The organism is Mesorhizobium sp. M0088, assembly GCF_040322895.1.
Taxonomy (GTDB): Bacteria; Pseudomonadota; Alphaproteobacteria; order Rhizobiales; family Rhizobiaceae; genus Mesorhizobium.
Map to the genome: position 1 here is coordinate 50623 of NZ_JAMYUI010000036.1, position 15214 is coordinate 65836.

General features: G+C 63.5%; 14 protein-coding genes. 13 read left to right on the plus strand and 1 reads right to left on the minus strand.

From position 1 onward, the window contains the following. The first annotated feature begins 49 nt into the window (after positions 1-49). The 11 genes from NKJ67_RS32035 to NKJ67_RS32085 all read left to right on the plus strand — a co-directional run bounded on the left by NKJ67_RS32035 (position 50) and on the right by NKJ67_RS32085 (position 13250). A complete protein-coding gene (locus NKJ67_RS32035) occupies positions 50-1225 on the plus strand; it encodes a DUF6600 domain-containing protein (protein ID WP_292458427.1) in 1176 nt (391 codons plus the stop codon). Between the two features lie 257 nt (positions 1226-1482). Then, the gene (locus NKJ67_RS32040) at positions 1483-3264 is read left to right on the plus strand and encodes an acetolactate synthase 3 large subunit (RefSeq protein WP_127272402.1); all 1782 of its coding nucleotides are present in this window, start codon (positions 1483-1485) and stop codon (positions 3262-3264) included. A gap of 85 nt (positions 3265-3349) precedes the next feature. Continuing rightward, a complete protein-coding gene (ilvN, locus tag NKJ67_RS32045; RefSeq protein ID WP_352585323.1) occupies positions 3350-3922 on the plus strand; it encodes an acetolactate synthase small subunit in 573 nt (190 codons plus the stop codon). A gap of 82 nt (positions 3923-4004) precedes the next feature. Beyond that, on the plus strand, positions 4005-4601 hold the full coding sequence (locus NKJ67_RS32050) for a LysE family translocator (protein WP_352585325.1): 597 nt from the start codon (positions 4005-4007) through the stop codon (positions 4599-4601). Positions 4602-4844: 243 nt separating this feature from the next. Further along, the gene (locus tag NKJ67_RS32055) at positions 4845-6101 is read left to right on the plus strand and encodes an efflux RND transporter periplasmic adaptor subunit (RefSeq protein ID WP_127272403.1); all 1257 of its coding nucleotides are present in this window, start codon (positions 4845-4847) and stop codon (positions 6099-6101) included. After that, the gene (locus NKJ67_RS32060; RefSeq protein ID WP_352585327.1) at positions 6098-9259 is read left to right on the plus strand and encodes an efflux RND transporter permease subunit; all 3162 of its coding nucleotides are present in this window, start codon (positions 6098-6100) and stop codon (positions 9257-9259) included. Before NKJ67_RS32055 ends, NKJ67_RS32060 begins: the two co-directional genes overlap by 4 nt. Before the next feature lie 80 nt (positions 9260-9339). Further along, positions 9340-9963 carry a nitrile hydratase subunit alpha gene (gene nthA, locus NKJ67_RS32065; RefSeq protein WP_352585329.1) on the plus strand — a complete coding sequence of 208 codons (624 nt, stop codon included), beginning with the start codon at positions 9340-9342 and terminating at the stop codon, positions 9961-9963. Continuing rightward, a complete protein-coding gene (nthB, locus tag NKJ67_RS32070) occupies positions 9960-10619 on the plus strand; it encodes a nitrile hydratase subunit beta (RefSeq protein ID WP_292658496.1) in 660 nt (219 codons plus the stop codon). The genes nthA and nthB overlap by 4 nt, the downstream gene beginning before the upstream one ends. Next, the gene (locus tag NKJ67_RS32075; protein WP_352585331.1) at positions 10606-10959 is read left to right on the plus strand and encodes a nitrile hydratase accessory protein; all 354 of its coding nucleotides are present in this window, start codon (positions 10606-10608) and stop codon (positions 10957-10959) included. The genes nthB and NKJ67_RS32075 overlap by 14 nt, the downstream gene beginning before the upstream one ends. A gap of 113 nt (positions 10960-11072) precedes the next feature. Next, positions 11073-11969, plus strand: coding sequence for a translation factor GTPase family protein (locus NKJ67_RS32080; protein ID WP_502905255.1), 897 nt, complete (start codon positions 11073-11075; stop codon positions 11967-11969). Positions 11970-12122: 153 nt separating this feature from the next. After that, positions 12123-13250 (plus strand): ATP-dependent DNA helicase, encoded by a 1128-nt coding sequence (locus NKJ67_RS32085; RefSeq protein WP_027034850.1) that lies wholly within the window; start codon positions 12123-12125, stop codon positions 13248-13250. On the opposite strand, the gene NKJ67_RS32090 is transcribed toward NKJ67_RS32085, so the two are convergent. Further along, positions 13243-13665 (minus strand): SpoIIAA family protein, encoded by a 423-nt coding sequence (locus NKJ67_RS32090; RefSeq protein WP_127271116.1) that lies wholly within the window; start codon positions 13663-13665, stop codon positions 13243-13245. The two genes, NKJ67_RS32085 and NKJ67_RS32090, sit on opposite strands and share 8 nt — an antisense overlap. Before the next feature lie 135 nt (positions 13666-13800). Here NKJ67_RS32090 and NKJ67_RS32095 point away from each other — a divergent pair, with 135 nt between their 5' ends. Then, complete coding sequence (locus NKJ67_RS32095) at positions 13801-14541, plus strand: pyridoxine 5'-phosphate synthase (protein WP_127271118.1); 741 nt, start codon at positions 13801-13803, stop codon at positions 14539-14541. 104 nt (positions 14542-14645) lie between these two features. Further along, positions 14646-15214 (plus strand): KUP/HAK/KT family potassium transporter (locus tag NKJ67_RS32100; RefSeq protein WP_352585334.1); only part of this gene is annotated, 569 nt, incomplete at its 3' end.

The window sequence follows — 15214 nt, forward strand, 5'->3', positions numbered from 1 at the left end:
CCAAGCGTCTTCATGTCGCTCCCTTGGCCGGCGTGGACGCGCAGCAGCAATGGCCGCGGTCATGGCCTTGAGCGCGACCCTGACCGGCCCGCTGGTGCTGCCCGGAACGCAGGCGCATGCGGCGGAAATTGCCGTCACCGTCCGCGAAAGGCTTTCGAACTATGGCGGATGGCGAACCTCCAGCCGCTTCGGCGATGTGTGGGTTCCCTCGGTCCGTACCGAATGGCGGCCGTACACCGAAGGCAGGTGGGTCTGGACCGACGATGGCTGGTACTGGCAGTCCACCGAGCCATTCGGCGATGTCGTCTATCACTATGGCCGCTGGGCCTACGATCCCGATTTCGGCTGGGTGTGGATCGCCGGCGATCAATGGGCGCCAGCCTGGGTGGTGTGGCGTCAGGGCGGCAATGATGTCGGCTGGGCTCCAGCGCCGCCCGACGTCGGTGTCGCCTTCGACGACGCCTGGTGGTGTTTCGTGCCTGTGGCGGCGATCGGCGCGGTCGATCTGGTCAGGGTGGTGCGGCCGGTGCAGGAGAACGTCGTCATCATGCGCAACACGACGATCATCAACCAGACGGTCGTGGTCAACAATGCACCGCGCGTGCGACTTGGCAATCAGGTCGTTGCAATCAATGCCGGACCCCGGCTGCAGCAACTCCCGAAGCCCGTCATCGAATCGATCAAGGCGGCAAAACTGGTTCCGCCTCGCAAAGGCGTGTTTGCCAGTGCACGGCTCGATGTTTCCAGGGGCGCCGAGATCAAGAGGCTTGCCGGCAATACAAAGGGGAACGGGCAAATCCTGGCGGGTCCCAAGACTGCGACCGGCAACAAGGCCATTTCCCCCGGCGCGGTGACTGCCAGCAATCCGGTGGTCGTGAAGCCGGTGAGCAAGCGGATGGCCGCCGGCAACGGCGCGAAGGCCGATGCGCTTAAGCTGCATGCCGACAGGACCGCGGGCGACGGACGCATCGTTGTCAAATCGTCGCTCAACCGGGGTTCGCCCAAATTGGTTTCGCGCAAGCCGGTTTCGCCCAAGCCGGTTTCGGGGCAGCGTCTTGCACGCGGAGCCGGGCAACAAAAGCCGCATCAGCAAGCGTTGGCAATGCGCATGCCCCAGCACCATGCCCCGGCAAGGGTGGCACCCCACCATCCGCCAGCGAAGATGCAGGCCAGGAAGGCGTCCAAATGCGATCCACGCGTTTCCCGCTGCAAGGCGCCGGGCTGACACCGCAGTCGCGTCGGCACGCTGCGCGCGCCGGCGCGATTTTTCCCGTTGACAGGCCGCCTTTCCCGCCCTTAGTGTCCGCCACCATGAAAACGGCACTCATTCTCGTAGGAAAGCGCGTGGGCAAGGCGGTGTAACCGCCGGGCGAAACCCCCCCCATGCGCAAGACACAGGCTCCCTCGGGGGCCTTTTTTATTGCCTGAAACACGACTAAACGACCAGCAAACGCCCAATGGCGACAGTACGGGACCAGACCGATGAGCAACGGACAGAACGAGCGGCGCGAGATGACAGGTGCCGAAATGGTGGTGCAGGCGCTGAAGGACAATGGCGTCAAGCATGTCTTCGGCTATCCCGGCGGCGCTGTCCTTCCGATCTATGACGAGATCTTCCAGCAGGACGATGTCGAGCACATATTGGTGCGCCACGAGCAGGGCGCCGGCCATGCGGCCGAAGGCTATGCGCGCTCGACCGGCAAGGCCGGCGTCATGCTGGTGACCTCCGGCCCCGGCGCCACCAATGCGGTGACGCCGCTGCAGGACGCGCTGATGGATTCGATCCCGCTGGTCTGCCTGACGGGGCAGGTGCCGACCTCGCTGATCGGCTCCGACGCTTTTCAGGAATGCGATACGGTCGGCATCACGCGCCCCTGCACCAAGCACAATTGGCTGGTGAAGGACGTCAACGAGCTCGCCGCCACCATCCACGAGGCTTTCCATGTCGCGACCACCGGCCGCCCCGGTCCGGTCGTCGTCGATATTCCGAAGGACGTGCAGTTCGCCAGGGGATTCTACGTCCCGCCGCAGATCGCGCCGCGCACCAGCTACCAGCCCAAGGTCCAGGGCGACCTGGAAAAGGTCAAGGCGGCGGTCGAGCTGATGGCCAGCGCCAAGAAGCCGATCATCTATAGCGGCGGCGGCGTCATCAATTCCGGCCCGGAAGCGAGCCATCTGCTGCGCGAACTGGTCGATCTTACCGGTTTCCCGATTACCTCGACGCTGATGGGCCTCGGTGCCTATCCGGCATCGGGCAAGAACTGGATGGGCATGCTCGGCATGCACGGCACCTATGAAGCCAACATGGCCATGCATGATTGCGACGTGATGATCTGCATCGGCGCGCGTTTCGACGACCGCATCACCGGCCGGCTGACCGCCTTCTCGCCGAACTCGAAGAAGATCCACATCGACATCGATCCATCGTCGATCAACAAGAACGTCCACACCGAGGTGCCGATCATCGGCGATGTCGGCCGGGTGCTGGAGGATATGGTGCGGCTGTGGCGCGCGAGCGCCAAGGCTGACAAGAAGGCGCTCTACCCCTGGTGGGAGCAGATCGCCAAATGGCGTGCGCGCGACTCGCTCGCCTACAAGATGAACAACGACGTGATCATGCCGCAATACGCCATCGAGCGGCTCTACGAACTGACCAAGGGCATGGACACCTACATCACCACCGAGGTCGGCCAGCACCAGATGTGGGCGGCGCAGCACTATCATTTCGAGAAGCCGAACCGCTGGATGACGTCAGGCGGGCTGGGCACGATGGGTTACGGCCTGCCGGCGGCGCTCGGCGTGCAGATCGCGCATCCCGACGCGCTGGTCATCGACATCGCCGGCGACGCCTCCGTGCAGATGACGATGCAGGAGATGAGCGCTGCCGTGCAGCACGACGCGCCGATCAAGATCTTCATCCTGAACAACCAGTATATGGGCATGGTGCGGCAGTGGCAGCAGCTGCTGCACGGCAACCGGCTGTCGCATTCCTACACCGAGGCGATGCCCGACTTCGTCAAGCTCGCCGAGGCCTATGGCGGACACGGCATTCGCTGCGAGAAGCCGGACGAACTGGACGACGCGATCAAGGAGATGATCTCGGTCAGGAAGCCGGTGCTGTTCGACTGCCGCGTGGCGACGCTCGCCAACTGCTTCCCGATGATCCCATCGGGCAAGGCGCACAATGAGATGCTCTTGCCCGACGAGGCGACCGACGAGGCGGTGGCCAACGCCATCGACGCCAAGGGCAGGGAACTGGTGTAGCCGGCAGAACCAAGGCAGAGCTGTCGCCAGAAAGCCCTGCGCAAACAAAGAATTAGCTCAAGAGCTTGAAATCGAGATTCATGTCATGAACGCACAGCTACAACCGACCGGCTCCGCCTATTTCATCGCCAAGGAGACGGAAAAGCCGGAAAACCACACGCTTTCCGTGCTGGTCGACAATGAGCCGGGCGTGCTTGCCAGGGTCATCGGCCTGTTTTCCGGGCGTGGCTACAACATCGAGAGCCTGACCGTCTCCGAGACCGAGCATGAAAAGCATTTGTCGCGCATAACCATCGTGACGCGCGGCACGCCGCATGTGCTGGAGCAGATCAAGCACCAGCTCGAGCGCATCGTGCCGGTGCACCGCGTCGTCGACCTGACCGTGCGTTCGCATGAATCCGGGCAGGAGCGGCCGCTGGAGCGCGAACTGGCGCTGGTCAAAGTCGCCGGCACCGGCGAGGCCCGGGTCGAGGCGTTGCGGCTGGCCGATGCGTTCCGCGCCAGCGTCATCGACGCCAACACCGAGCATTTCATCTTCGAGATCACCGGCAAAGGCTCCAAGATCGACCAGTACATCGCCATCATGAAACCGCTCGGCCTGGTCGAAATCTGCCGCACCGGCGTGGCAGCGTTGAACCGCGGCCCGCAGGCGATGTAGGACTTCGGCGGGGCTGGCGCCGAACGCGTCAGCCAGCTTCCATAGTGAGGCTTCCGATGCTGACTTGTCAGGGAGGATATCCATGTCGCTCGACGCATTCCTTGCCCTGCTTGTCTACGCCTTCGTGACCTCGATCACGCCGGGGCCGAACAATCTCATGCTGCTGGCATCGGGCGTGAATTTCGGCCTCGTCAGAACCGTTCCGCACATGCTGGGCATCAGCATGGGTTTCCTCGTGCTGCTGCTTGCCGTCGGTCTTGGCCTCGGCGCTGTGTTGACGGCGTTTCCGGCGCTGCATACCGCGCTCAAGATCGCCGGCGGCGCCTATCTTTTGTACCTCGCGTGGAAGATCGCCATGTCGCGCACGCTGACCGGCAAGGGCGAGACGAACGCGCGGCCTATGCGCTTCATCGAGGCGGCCGCATTCCAGTGGGTCAATCCCAAGGCGTGGGTGATGGCGATCACCGCCATGGCCGTCTATGCCAATGCCGAGCACCCGTTCCTGTCGGTGGTGTTGATCGCCGGGGCTTTCACTATCGTCAATTTGCCGAGCGTCTCGGTATGGGCAGGGTTCGGCACGGCGCTGCGTGGCTTCCTGTCGGACCCGGTGCGGCTGAAATGGTTCAACATCGCCATGGGCGTGCTGCTGGCGGCGACGCTTTGGCCGATGCTTAAATAGGCTGTGGGGCGCACCAGCCGATCGTAGGGGGACGGGATTCGGACTCTCGGCGGACCGTCCGGATCGGGAGCCGCCCCGTGTTGCACATCCATTGTGCAGTGCACATTAAATCTTCGTAATGCCGCCTTTTGGCCCTTTTCCAACAAAGGCGTGTCCTATCTATTCGGCGAAATCGCGGCAACGGGCCGCGTTGGAATAGAACCCATCGGACCACGACGTGTCGGGTGGAGAGGGCCTTTGACCATGCGTGGAAAAGTCGTTCTTTCGTTGCTGGCCGTCGCCTGCCTGGGTGCGGCCGGCTGGCTCTATCTTTCGCCTGACGCGCTTGGCAGGGTCCAGCAGGTCATCGGCGCAAAGCAGGTTGCCGCGCCGGACAAACAGGCTGCGGCTTCGGACAAGAAGGCCGACAATGCCGGGCGCTCGGTCTCCATCCTCTCGGCCGTCGCCTCGACAGCCGATTTCCCGATCCGGCGTTATGCGATCGGCTTCGTCTCCTCTCCCGCCGTCGTCAACATCAACGCGCGGGTGTCCAGCCAGATCGTGTCCATCGACGTCAAGGACGGGCAGATGGTCAAGACCGGCGATCTGCTGTTTTCGCTCGATGACCGGGCGCTGAAGGCGCAGCTTGCCAAGGACCAGGCGGCGCTGGCCAAGGATCAGGCGATGCTCGCCAGCTCGCAGTCCGATCTCCAGCGCGCCAAGGATCTGGTCGCCAAGCAGGCCGGCACGCAGCAGACCTACGACCAGGCCGTCGCCGCGCAGAAGGCTGCCGCAGCGACTGTCGATGCCGACAAGGCGACAATCGACGCCGACAATGTCCAGCTTGGCTTCGCCACGATCACGGCGCCGATTTCCGGCAGGCTGGGTGCTGTCAGCGTCGCCGTCGGCGATCTCGTCACCGTCAGCAATGGCAACAGCAGTACGGCGACCCCGCTGGTGACCATCACCCAGATGGACCCGCTGCAGGTCAACTTCAATCTTCCCGAGAGTAACCTGGCCCTGCTGCACAAGGCGCTCGCCAACCCGCAGCAGGGCGCGGTGACACTGACCAAGGATGGTGACCCGACGCCGATCGGCAAGGGTACGCTCGATTTCGTCGACTCCAGCGTCGACACCGCGTCGGGCACGATTGCCACGCGGGCAAGCATTCCCAATGCCGATCTTTCGCTATGGCCCGGCCAGTATGTGAATGTCGTGCTCGACGCCGGCATCATGCCGCAGATGACATCGGTTCCCACGGTCGCGGTGCAGCCAAGCCAGAAGGGGCCGTTCGTCTATGTCGTCAAGCCGGACAACACGGTCGAGATGCGGCCGGTGCAGGTGGCGCTGACCGAAGGCGAGAACAGCGCCGTCAGTCAGGGGCTGAAAAGCGGCGAGAAAGTTGTCACTGAGGGCCAGACGAGGCTGAAGGACGGCGCCGCGGTGCATGAGGGCAAGGCCACGGCCGATGCCGCGCCGAAGGTGGCCGAGGCGAGCAAAGCCGGCGAGGCGGCCCAATGATCTCCGAATTCTGCATACGCAGGCCTGTCGCCACCCTTCTGATGTCGTTCGCCCTCGTGCTGGGCGGACTGTTCGCCTACAAGTTCCTGCCGGTGGCGGCACTGCCCAGCGCCGAATTCCCGGTGGTCAACGTCTCGGCTTCGCTGCCCGGCGCCTCGCCGGAAACCATGGCGACGTCGGTGGCGACCCCGCTGATCAAGCAGTTCGCAACCATCGCCGGTATCGATTCGATCTCGACCACGAACTCGCTTGGCCAGACCTCGATCGCCATCCAGTTCGTGCTCAACCGCGACATCGACGCGGCAGCAGCCGACGTGCAGGCGGCGATCGCGCGCACGCAGAAATCATTGCCGCCGCAGATGACGGCGCCGCCGAGCTATCGCAAGGTCAATCCGGCCGACGCGCCGATCCTTTTGATGTCGCTGGTCAGCGACACGGTTCCGCTGACCGATCTCGATGCTTTCGCGGAAAATGTCATCTCGCCGTCGCTGTCGACCATAGACGGCGTGGCGCAGGTCTCGATCTTCGGCCAACAGAAATACGCGGTGCGCATCCAGATCGACCCGACCGCGCTTGCCGCACGCGGCATCTCGATCGATCAGCTGCAGGCGGCGGTCGCCTCGGCCAACAGCAACACGCCGCTCGGCGTGCTGCAGAACGACAAGCAGCAGCTCACCATCACCGCCAACACGCAGCTGACCGACGCCGCGGGTTTCTCCAACATCATCATCGCCACCAAAAACGGTCACCCGGTGCGGCTGGGCGAGGTGACCCGCGTGGTCGATTCGGTGCAGACCACGACGACGGCGAGCTGGTATGACGGTACGCGCGCGATCATCATGGCGGTGCAGCGCCAGCCCGATGCCAACACTGTCGACGTCGTCGACAAGGTCAAGGCGATGCTGCCGTCCTTCAAGGACCAGATGCCGGCCGCCGCCGACATCAAGCTGCTCAACGACCGCTCCAGTTCGATCCGGCAGGCGGTCAGCGACGTGCAGTTCACGCTGCTGCTCACCATTGCCCTGGTGATCATGGTGATCTTCGTGTTCCTGCGCCGGGTGACGGCGACGATCATTCCGGCCGTGGCGGTGCCGATTTCGCTGATCGCCACGCTCGGCGCGATGTTCCTGTTCGGCTTTTCCATCGACAACATATCGCTGATGGGCCTGACGCTGGCGGTCGGCCTCGTCGTCGACGACGCCATCGTGATGCTTGAAAACATCTTCCGCCATATGGAGGAGGACGGGCTGTCGGCCTTCGACGCATCGCTGAAGGGCGCGCGCGAAATCGGCTTCACCATCATCTCGATCTCGATCTCGCTGGTGGCGGTGTTCATCCCCGTGCTGCTGATGGGTGGCGTCATCGGGCGCATCTTCAACGAGTTCGCCGTCGTGGTGACGGTCGCCATCCTGGCGTCGATGTTCGTGTCGCTGACGCTGACGCCGATGCTGTGCTCGCGGCTGCTGTCGGTGACCAAAGCCGACCGCGACAAGCATGGCCCCGGCCACAAGCCGGACCTCGTCACCCGCGGCTACGACAGGGTCTTGAGCTTCTGCCTGCGGCACACCTTCCTGGTGTTCCTCGTCTTCGTCGGCACCGCGGCAGCATCGGTGTGGCTGATCCAGACTTCGCCGAAGGGTTTCTTCCCGCAGGAGGACATCGGCCAGATATCGGTGACCACCATCGCACGTCAGGACATCTCTTTCGACGCCATGTCCAGGTTGCAAGGGCAGGTCGCCAGCGTCTTCTCGCATTCGCCCTATGTCGACCATGTGGCGTGGTCGGCGGGCAGCGGCAACAATGCGCTCAACCAGGGGCAGCTTTTCGTCCAGCTCAAGGGCAAGGACCAGCGCCCCGATATCGAGAAGGTGCTTTCGGATCTGCGCAAGCAACTGGCCGGCGTGGCGGGCATCGAGACCTACATGCAGCCGGTGCAGAATTTGAGGCTGGGCTCGCGGTCGTCGGCCAGCGCCTACCAGCTCGTGGTTCAGGGCCTTGATACCGGCCTGACCGATATCTGGGCGCAGAAACTGAACGACGCGATGGCTGCCGACCATGCGAACTTCACCGACGTCACCAGCGACCTGCAGAACAATGCGCTGCAGGCGACGCTGGTGGTGGATCGCGACAAGGCCGCCCAGCTCGGTATCGACACCGACACATTGCGCTCCGCCCTCTATGGCGGGTTCGGCACCGACCAGGTTTCGACAATCTTCGGGTCGGCCGACAGCTACGAAGTCATCACCGAGCTCGATCCCAAGATCGAGTGGTCGCCCGAGCGGATGCTGGCCATCCAGATGAGGACGGCGAGCGGCAGTCTTGTTCCGCTCGGCGCCTTCGCCCGGGTCGATCGCACGGCCGGCGCCCTGACGGTCAACCAGCTCGGCCAGCTTCCAGCCGTGACCATCTCCTACAATCTGCCGCAGGGCGTGGCGCTGGGCGACAGCGTGACGCGCATCAATGCGCTCGAGGAGCAGATCGGCATGCCGACGGTGATCTCGACGACCTTTGCCGGCACGGCCAAGACCTTCCAGGATTCTCTGGCCAACCAGGGTTTTCTGGTCGGCGGCGCAATCCTGACGATCTATATCGTGCTCGGCATCCTCTACGAGAGCTTCATCCACCCGCTGACCATCCTTACCGGCCTGCCATCGGCCGTGCTCGGAGCGGTCGTTGCGCTGCGCTTCGCCGGCATGGATCTGTCTGTTATCGCGGTGATCGGCATCCTGATGCTGATCGGCATCGTCAAGAAGAACGGCATCATGATGGTCGACGTCGCGCTTGAACTGCGACGAGAAGGCATGTCGGCGACCGAGTCGATCCACAAGGCCTGCCTGATGCGGTTCAGGCCGATCATGATGACGACGCTGGCGGCACTGATGGGCACGTTCCCGATCGCGCTCGGCACCGGCGCCAGCGCCGAATTGCGCCAGCCGCTGGGCGTTGCCGTTGTCGGTGGCCTGCTTGCCTCGCAGGCGCTGACCCTGTTCGTGACGCCGGTGATCTATGTCTACATGGAGAATTTCTCTGGCTGGCTGGTCGGGCTTTGGTCGAAGCGCAAGGGCGAGCCGGGCCCGGTCGAAGCGGGGGATCAGCCGTCGCTGTTCAAGGCCAGGGAAGACATGCTGCCCGAACCACAGCGGGCGGCGGCCGAATGATGTGACAGGGCCAGCGCCATGTGCCGTTGGCCCAAGCCGTTGCGCTTGCGGCGGCATCACTGGAAACGTAGTTTGCGGCCATGTCACACGATCATGACCACGACAACGAACTCGATCCGTTTGCCGCCCGCGTGCGCGCGCTGGAGACGATCCTCACCCGCAAGGGATTGATCGATCCGGCGGCGATCGATGTCATCGTCGACACCTACGAGACGAAAATCGGCCCGCGCAACGGCGCCAGGGTGGTGGCCAAGGCCTGGGTCGACGCGGACTTTGCCGCGTGGCTGAAACGCGATGCGACGGCGGCGATCGGCTCGCTCAGCTATACCGGCCGTCAAGGCGAGCATATGCAGGCCGTGTTCAACACGCAGGACACGCACAATCTCGTCGTCTGCACGCTGTGCTCCTGTTATCCGTGGTCGGTGCTCGGCCTGCCGCCGGTCTGGTACAAGGCGCCGCCCTATCGTTCGCGCGCGGTGATCGATCCGCGCGGCGTGCTGGAAGAATTTGGACTGACGCTGCCGGCCGGGACAAAAATACGCGTCTGGGATTCGACCGCGGAGCTGCGCTATCTCGTCGTGCCGATGCGGCCTGAGGGCACCGAGGGCTGGAGCGAGGAGCGGCTGGCGGAGCTGGTCAGCCGTGACGCGATGATCGGGACCGGCCTGGCCCAAAGACCTGAAATAGAGGGGCAGCCGGCATGAACGGGCCGCACGATCTCGGCGGGCAGATGGGGTTCGGCCCCGTCGCGCCCGAAAAGGACGAGCCGTATTTCCATGCCGCATGGGAAAGGCGGGCGCTCGGCGTGACGCTGACTGCCGGCGCCATGGGCGCGTGGAACATCGACGAGAGCCGGCACGCGCGGGAATCGCTGCATCCGGCTGTCTACTATTCATCGAGCTACTACCAGATATGGATCAAGGCGCTGGAGGTGCTGTTGAAGCGCCATGGCTTCGTCAGCGAGCGCGATCTTGAAGCGGGCAAGGCAGTCGATCCGGCAGCGACGCCCAAGAGGGTGCTGAAGGCAGAAAATGTGCCTGGGGTGCTGGCCAAGGGTGGTCCTTGCGACCGGCCGGTGGCGCGGCCGGCGCGGTTCAAGGCCGGCGATCCCGTGCGGACCAAGAATTTCAACCCGACCGGCCACACGCGGCTGCCGCGCTATGCGCGCGCCAAGCAGGGGGTGATTGAGACGGTGCACGACGGTTTCGTGTTCCCCGACAGCAACGCGCATGGACACGGCGAAAATCCGCAATGGGTCTACACCGTGGTTTTCGAAGGGCCGGAAATCTGGGGCGAGGGCGCCGACCCGACGCTGAGCGTCTCGATAGACGCCTGGGAGAGCTATCTTGAGCCGGCGTGATACGGATCTGCCCGAGCTGCCGCCGGGCGTCGATGCGCCGGTGTTTGCCGAGCCGTGGCAGGCTGAGGCGTTTGCCATGACGGTGGCGTTGCACGACAAGGGCCTGTTCTCGTGGAGCGAGTGGGCGCAGGCGCTATCGACCGAAGTGAAGAAACCAGGAGCGGCGGCTGACGGCCACGACTATTACGAACGTTGGCTGGCGGCGCTGGAAGGCCTGCTTGCCACCAAAGGGCTGGCCGCCAAGTCGGATGTCGACGCCATGGCTGAAGCCTGGGAGCGCGCCGCGAACGCCACCCCACATGGCAAGCCGATCCTGCTGGAAAACGATCCCGGACCCTGACAGCAGGCTGCGAGCAGCCATGTCAAAAAGATCAGTTTAGTCTTCCGTTATCTCAGTCCGGATTTCGCTCCGGCACTCAGTTGCAAATATTAGGGCCACCAGCGACCATATCCATGATGGAAAAGCCTGCCGCGCCCTGGCCTTTGCTGCAAATCGCGATCGAGCCGAAATCGAGGGCCGATCAGGAGCGGCTGCGTATCGCCTTGGCGAAGCTGGCGGACGAGGATGCTTTCTTCCGTGTCAGGCACGACGAGGAATCAGGCCAGACCATTATCGCCTTCATGGACGAACTCCACCTCGACATCATCATCGAGCACCTGCTTCGCGAGTCCCAGGTCGATGTGAATATTGGTTCTCCACAAGTGGCCTATCGCGAGACGATCACCCGTAGGCACAAGCAGGACTTCACGCACAAGAGACAGTCCGGCGGCACCTGTCAGTTCGCCCGCGTCAAGATCATGTTCGAGCCGATCGCGGACAGCGCGGACCTCGTGTTCGAGTCCAGGATCGTCGGTGGTGCGCTTCATGGCGAGTACATTGCGGGCGTCGAAAAGGGGCTGCGCAGCATATTGTCCTCAGGTCCATTTGCGGGCTTCCCGATGATTGGCGTTAAGGCGGTGCTGATGGATGGCGCTTTTCACGATGCCGATTCCTCAGCTCTGGCTTTCGAGATCGCCGGCCGCGCCTGCTTCCGCGAAGCCGCGCCACGCCTTGGCGTGCAGTTGCTCGAGCCGATCATGAAGGTTGAGGTGATGACTTCCGCAACCCATGTAGGCAATGTCGTCGCCGAACTGCACAGCCGCCGAGGCCAGATACTGAGTCGGGAAATCCGCGGCGTGGTGGTCGTCGTCAATGCGACAGTGCCGCTTAGAAATATGTCCAAGCTGGAGGATGTACTCCGGTCCTGTTCGAACGGGCCGGCACGATTGAACGCCAGCTATGCCGGATACATTCCCGTTCCGCTGCCACCCGGCGACGGCGACCCGCCGGCCGCCGTGGCCATTGCCTGAATTCCGGCTCCACTCGATGTGGCCCTTTGTTCCCTTTACGTTCTTGTCTGCGCCTGATAGCCTGACTCGTCGCCGGCATTGAAGCGCCGCCAACGCATCGATGATGGTGGCGGCTGTCTTGTCTTTCCCTTGCGAATCCGGTCTCTCGCGCTGATGGAATTCTCTCCCCAACAGGACGACGCGCTGAAGGCGGTCGCCCAATGGCTGAAGACCGGCCAGCCGCAGCTGTTCCGGCTGTTCGGCTATGCCGGCACCGGCAAGACGACGCTGGCGCGGTATTTCGCCGAACATGTCGACGGCCAGGTGCAGTTCGCCGCCTTCACCGGCAAGGCGGCGCAGGTGCTGCGCTCCAAGGGCGCGGTCAATGCGCGCACCATTCATTCGCTGATCTATCGGCCGAAGGGCGAGGAATCGGTATCGGACGAGGTCACCGGCAAGACCTCGATGTCGCCGACCTTCTCGCTTAACCGCCAGAGCCCGATTACGCGGGCGAAACTGGTCGTCATCGACGAATGCTCGATGGTCGACGAGCAGCTCGGCCGCGACCTGATGAGTTTCGGCACGCCGATCCTGGTGCTGGGCGACCCCGGCCAGCTGCCGCCGATCTCGGGTGGCGGCTTCTTCACCGACCACGAGCCGGATTTTTTGCTGACCGAAATCCACCGGCAGGCGCGCGACAACCCGATCCTGCGGCTGGCGCTCGATGTGCGCGAGGGCCGTGAATTCATGCGTGGCGACTATGGCACGGCGCAGGTGATCGGCAAGGAAGACGTTACCCAGGAGCTGGTGCTGAAGGCGGACCAGGTGCTGGTCGGCACCAACCGCACGCGTCGCCGCTACAATCAGCGGCTGCGCGAGCTCAAGGGCTTCAACGCCGATTATCCGCAGGCCGGCGACAAGCTCGTCTGCCTGCGCAACGATCCGGCCAAGGGCCTGCTCAACGGCTCGCTGTGGAAGGTGATGACCTCGTCGCGCGAGACGGTGAAGCCCGGCATCAACCTTCTGGTGTCGCCGGAAGAGGACGATCCGGATCGCGGCGTCGCCAAGATCAAGCTGCTCAAGGCGGCGTTCGAGGATCCCGATGCCGACATCCCGTGGCAGCAGAAGAAGCGCTTCGACGATTTCGACTATGGCTACGCGCTGACCGTGCACAAGGCGCAGGGCTCGCAGTGGAACGAGATCGTGCTGTTCGATGAAAGCTGGGCCTTCAAGGAAACCCGCCAGCGATGGCTCTACACCGCCATCACGCGGGCGGCCGAGCGGCTGACGATCGTCAGGTAGGGGCGCCGGATGCTGTTGCTCCGATAGGCTGCGCGGCAAGCCATTGCCAGGCGGCGGCCTCGTCCTCCGCCTTGAAGTGCCTGATTTCAACGGGCGGGGAGGACGGCAGAAAGCGTTGTGCGTCCGCTATCCAGTCCGGTTCGCCGATGGTTGCGCAACGGCCGACATGTTTCAATGCATGGATCGCGCCCTGCTTCAGGGTCTCGTCCGCGATGTCGGCCCAGTCGACGCCATCGTGGTCGACGAGGCGCACCAGCACATCGATGCGCGGATGCAGGGCATAGGCTGCCTCCAGCAGTCCGAAAAGATTTTCACCGTCGGCCGCGGAAACGTGCCCGACGACATCGATGGCGAAAAGGTCGTCGCGGCTGGTCTCGATACGGCGAATTGCCGGAACCTCATCGAGAAAATTCATCGGCGCTTTCCTTTCCCGGCTCGTTCATCAGGCTTGGAACACCCGAAACCCCCAGTCTGTTCCCACCAAAGGCATTACTGTTCCCGTCAAAGGCATTATAGGTGGGCGCGTTGAATGATTTCCGAGGCCGCCCGCATGCCTGCAAAGCTCTCCGTCAACCTCAATGCCATCGCCATGCTGCGCAACCGGCGCGACCTGCCGTGGCCAAGCGTGACCGGCCTCGGCCGCATTGCGCTGGCGGCCGGGGCGCATGGGCTGACGGTGCATCCGCGTCCCGACGAGCGGCACACAAGACACTCCGATCTGCCTGAGATCCGGTCGCTGATCGACGACGAGTTTCCGCGCGCGGAATTCAACATCGAAGGCTATCCGACCGAGGATTTCCTGTTGCTTGTGGAAAAGCATCAGCCTGAGCAGGTGACTTTGGTGCCGGACGATCCGGCCCAGGCGACATCGGACCATGGCTGGAACTTCGCCACCCAGGCCGCGTTCCTTACACCGATCGTCAAACGCTTGAAAAAAGGGGGCTTTCGCGTGTCGCTGTTTTCCGACCCTGATCCCGATTGGGTGGCGGCCGCACGCGACACCGGTGCCGATCGCATCGAGCTCTATACTGGTCCATATGGCAGCTATCACACAGATTCCGCCAAAGCGGCCAAGGAGCTGGAAAGATTGGGAAAAACCGCTGACGCTGCGCTTGCCGCCGGGCTGCAGGTCAATGCCGGGCACGATCTGGTGGTCGGCAATCTGCCGGCGCTGGTCAAGCGCATTCCGGCATTGGCCGAAGTGTCGATCGGACATGGGTTGACAGCCGACGCGTTGGAGTATGGCATGGCCGGCACGGTGGGTCGGTTCCTCAAGGCCTGCGGATGGTAGCGATGGGCAGCCTGGCGCGGCAGGCATGGCAGCCATTACGCGACGGCACTTGATATTGCATCGCAGCAAGCGTAGAGCACCGCGCGCTTATCGGAGTGTCGTCCATGGCCCTTACCAACACTGGTAGTGAGGCAGAACCCGTCGAACAATCGAGCCATTCGGAAGTCGAACAGCACAGCACCAAGGTTCTGATGCTGGGCGCGCTCGGTGTCGTCTATGGGGATATCGGCACCAGCCCGATCTACGCCTTTCGCGAGGCGCTGGTGGCGTCGTCGGGCGGCAATGTCGCCCAGCGCGGCGATATTCTCGGCGTGCTGTCGCTGATCATCTGGTCGCTGACGATCATCGTCACCATCAAATACATCATGTTCGTGCTGCGCGCCGACAACCGCGGCGAGGGCGGCGTGCTGTCGCTGATGGCGCTGGCGCGCGGCAGTTTCCCCAAGCGTTCAGCATTGATGCTCGCTATCGGCATCGTCGGGGCATCGCTTTTCTTCGGTGACGCCGTCATCACACCGGCGATTTCGGTGCTGTCGGCGGTTGAGGGCATGAATGTCGTCACGCCGACCTTCCAGCCCTATGTCGTGCCGCTGACATTGGTCATCCTTGCCATGGTGTTCGCGGTGCAGCGCTTTGGCACGGGCGGGGTGGGATTGGTGTTCGGCCCGGTGAC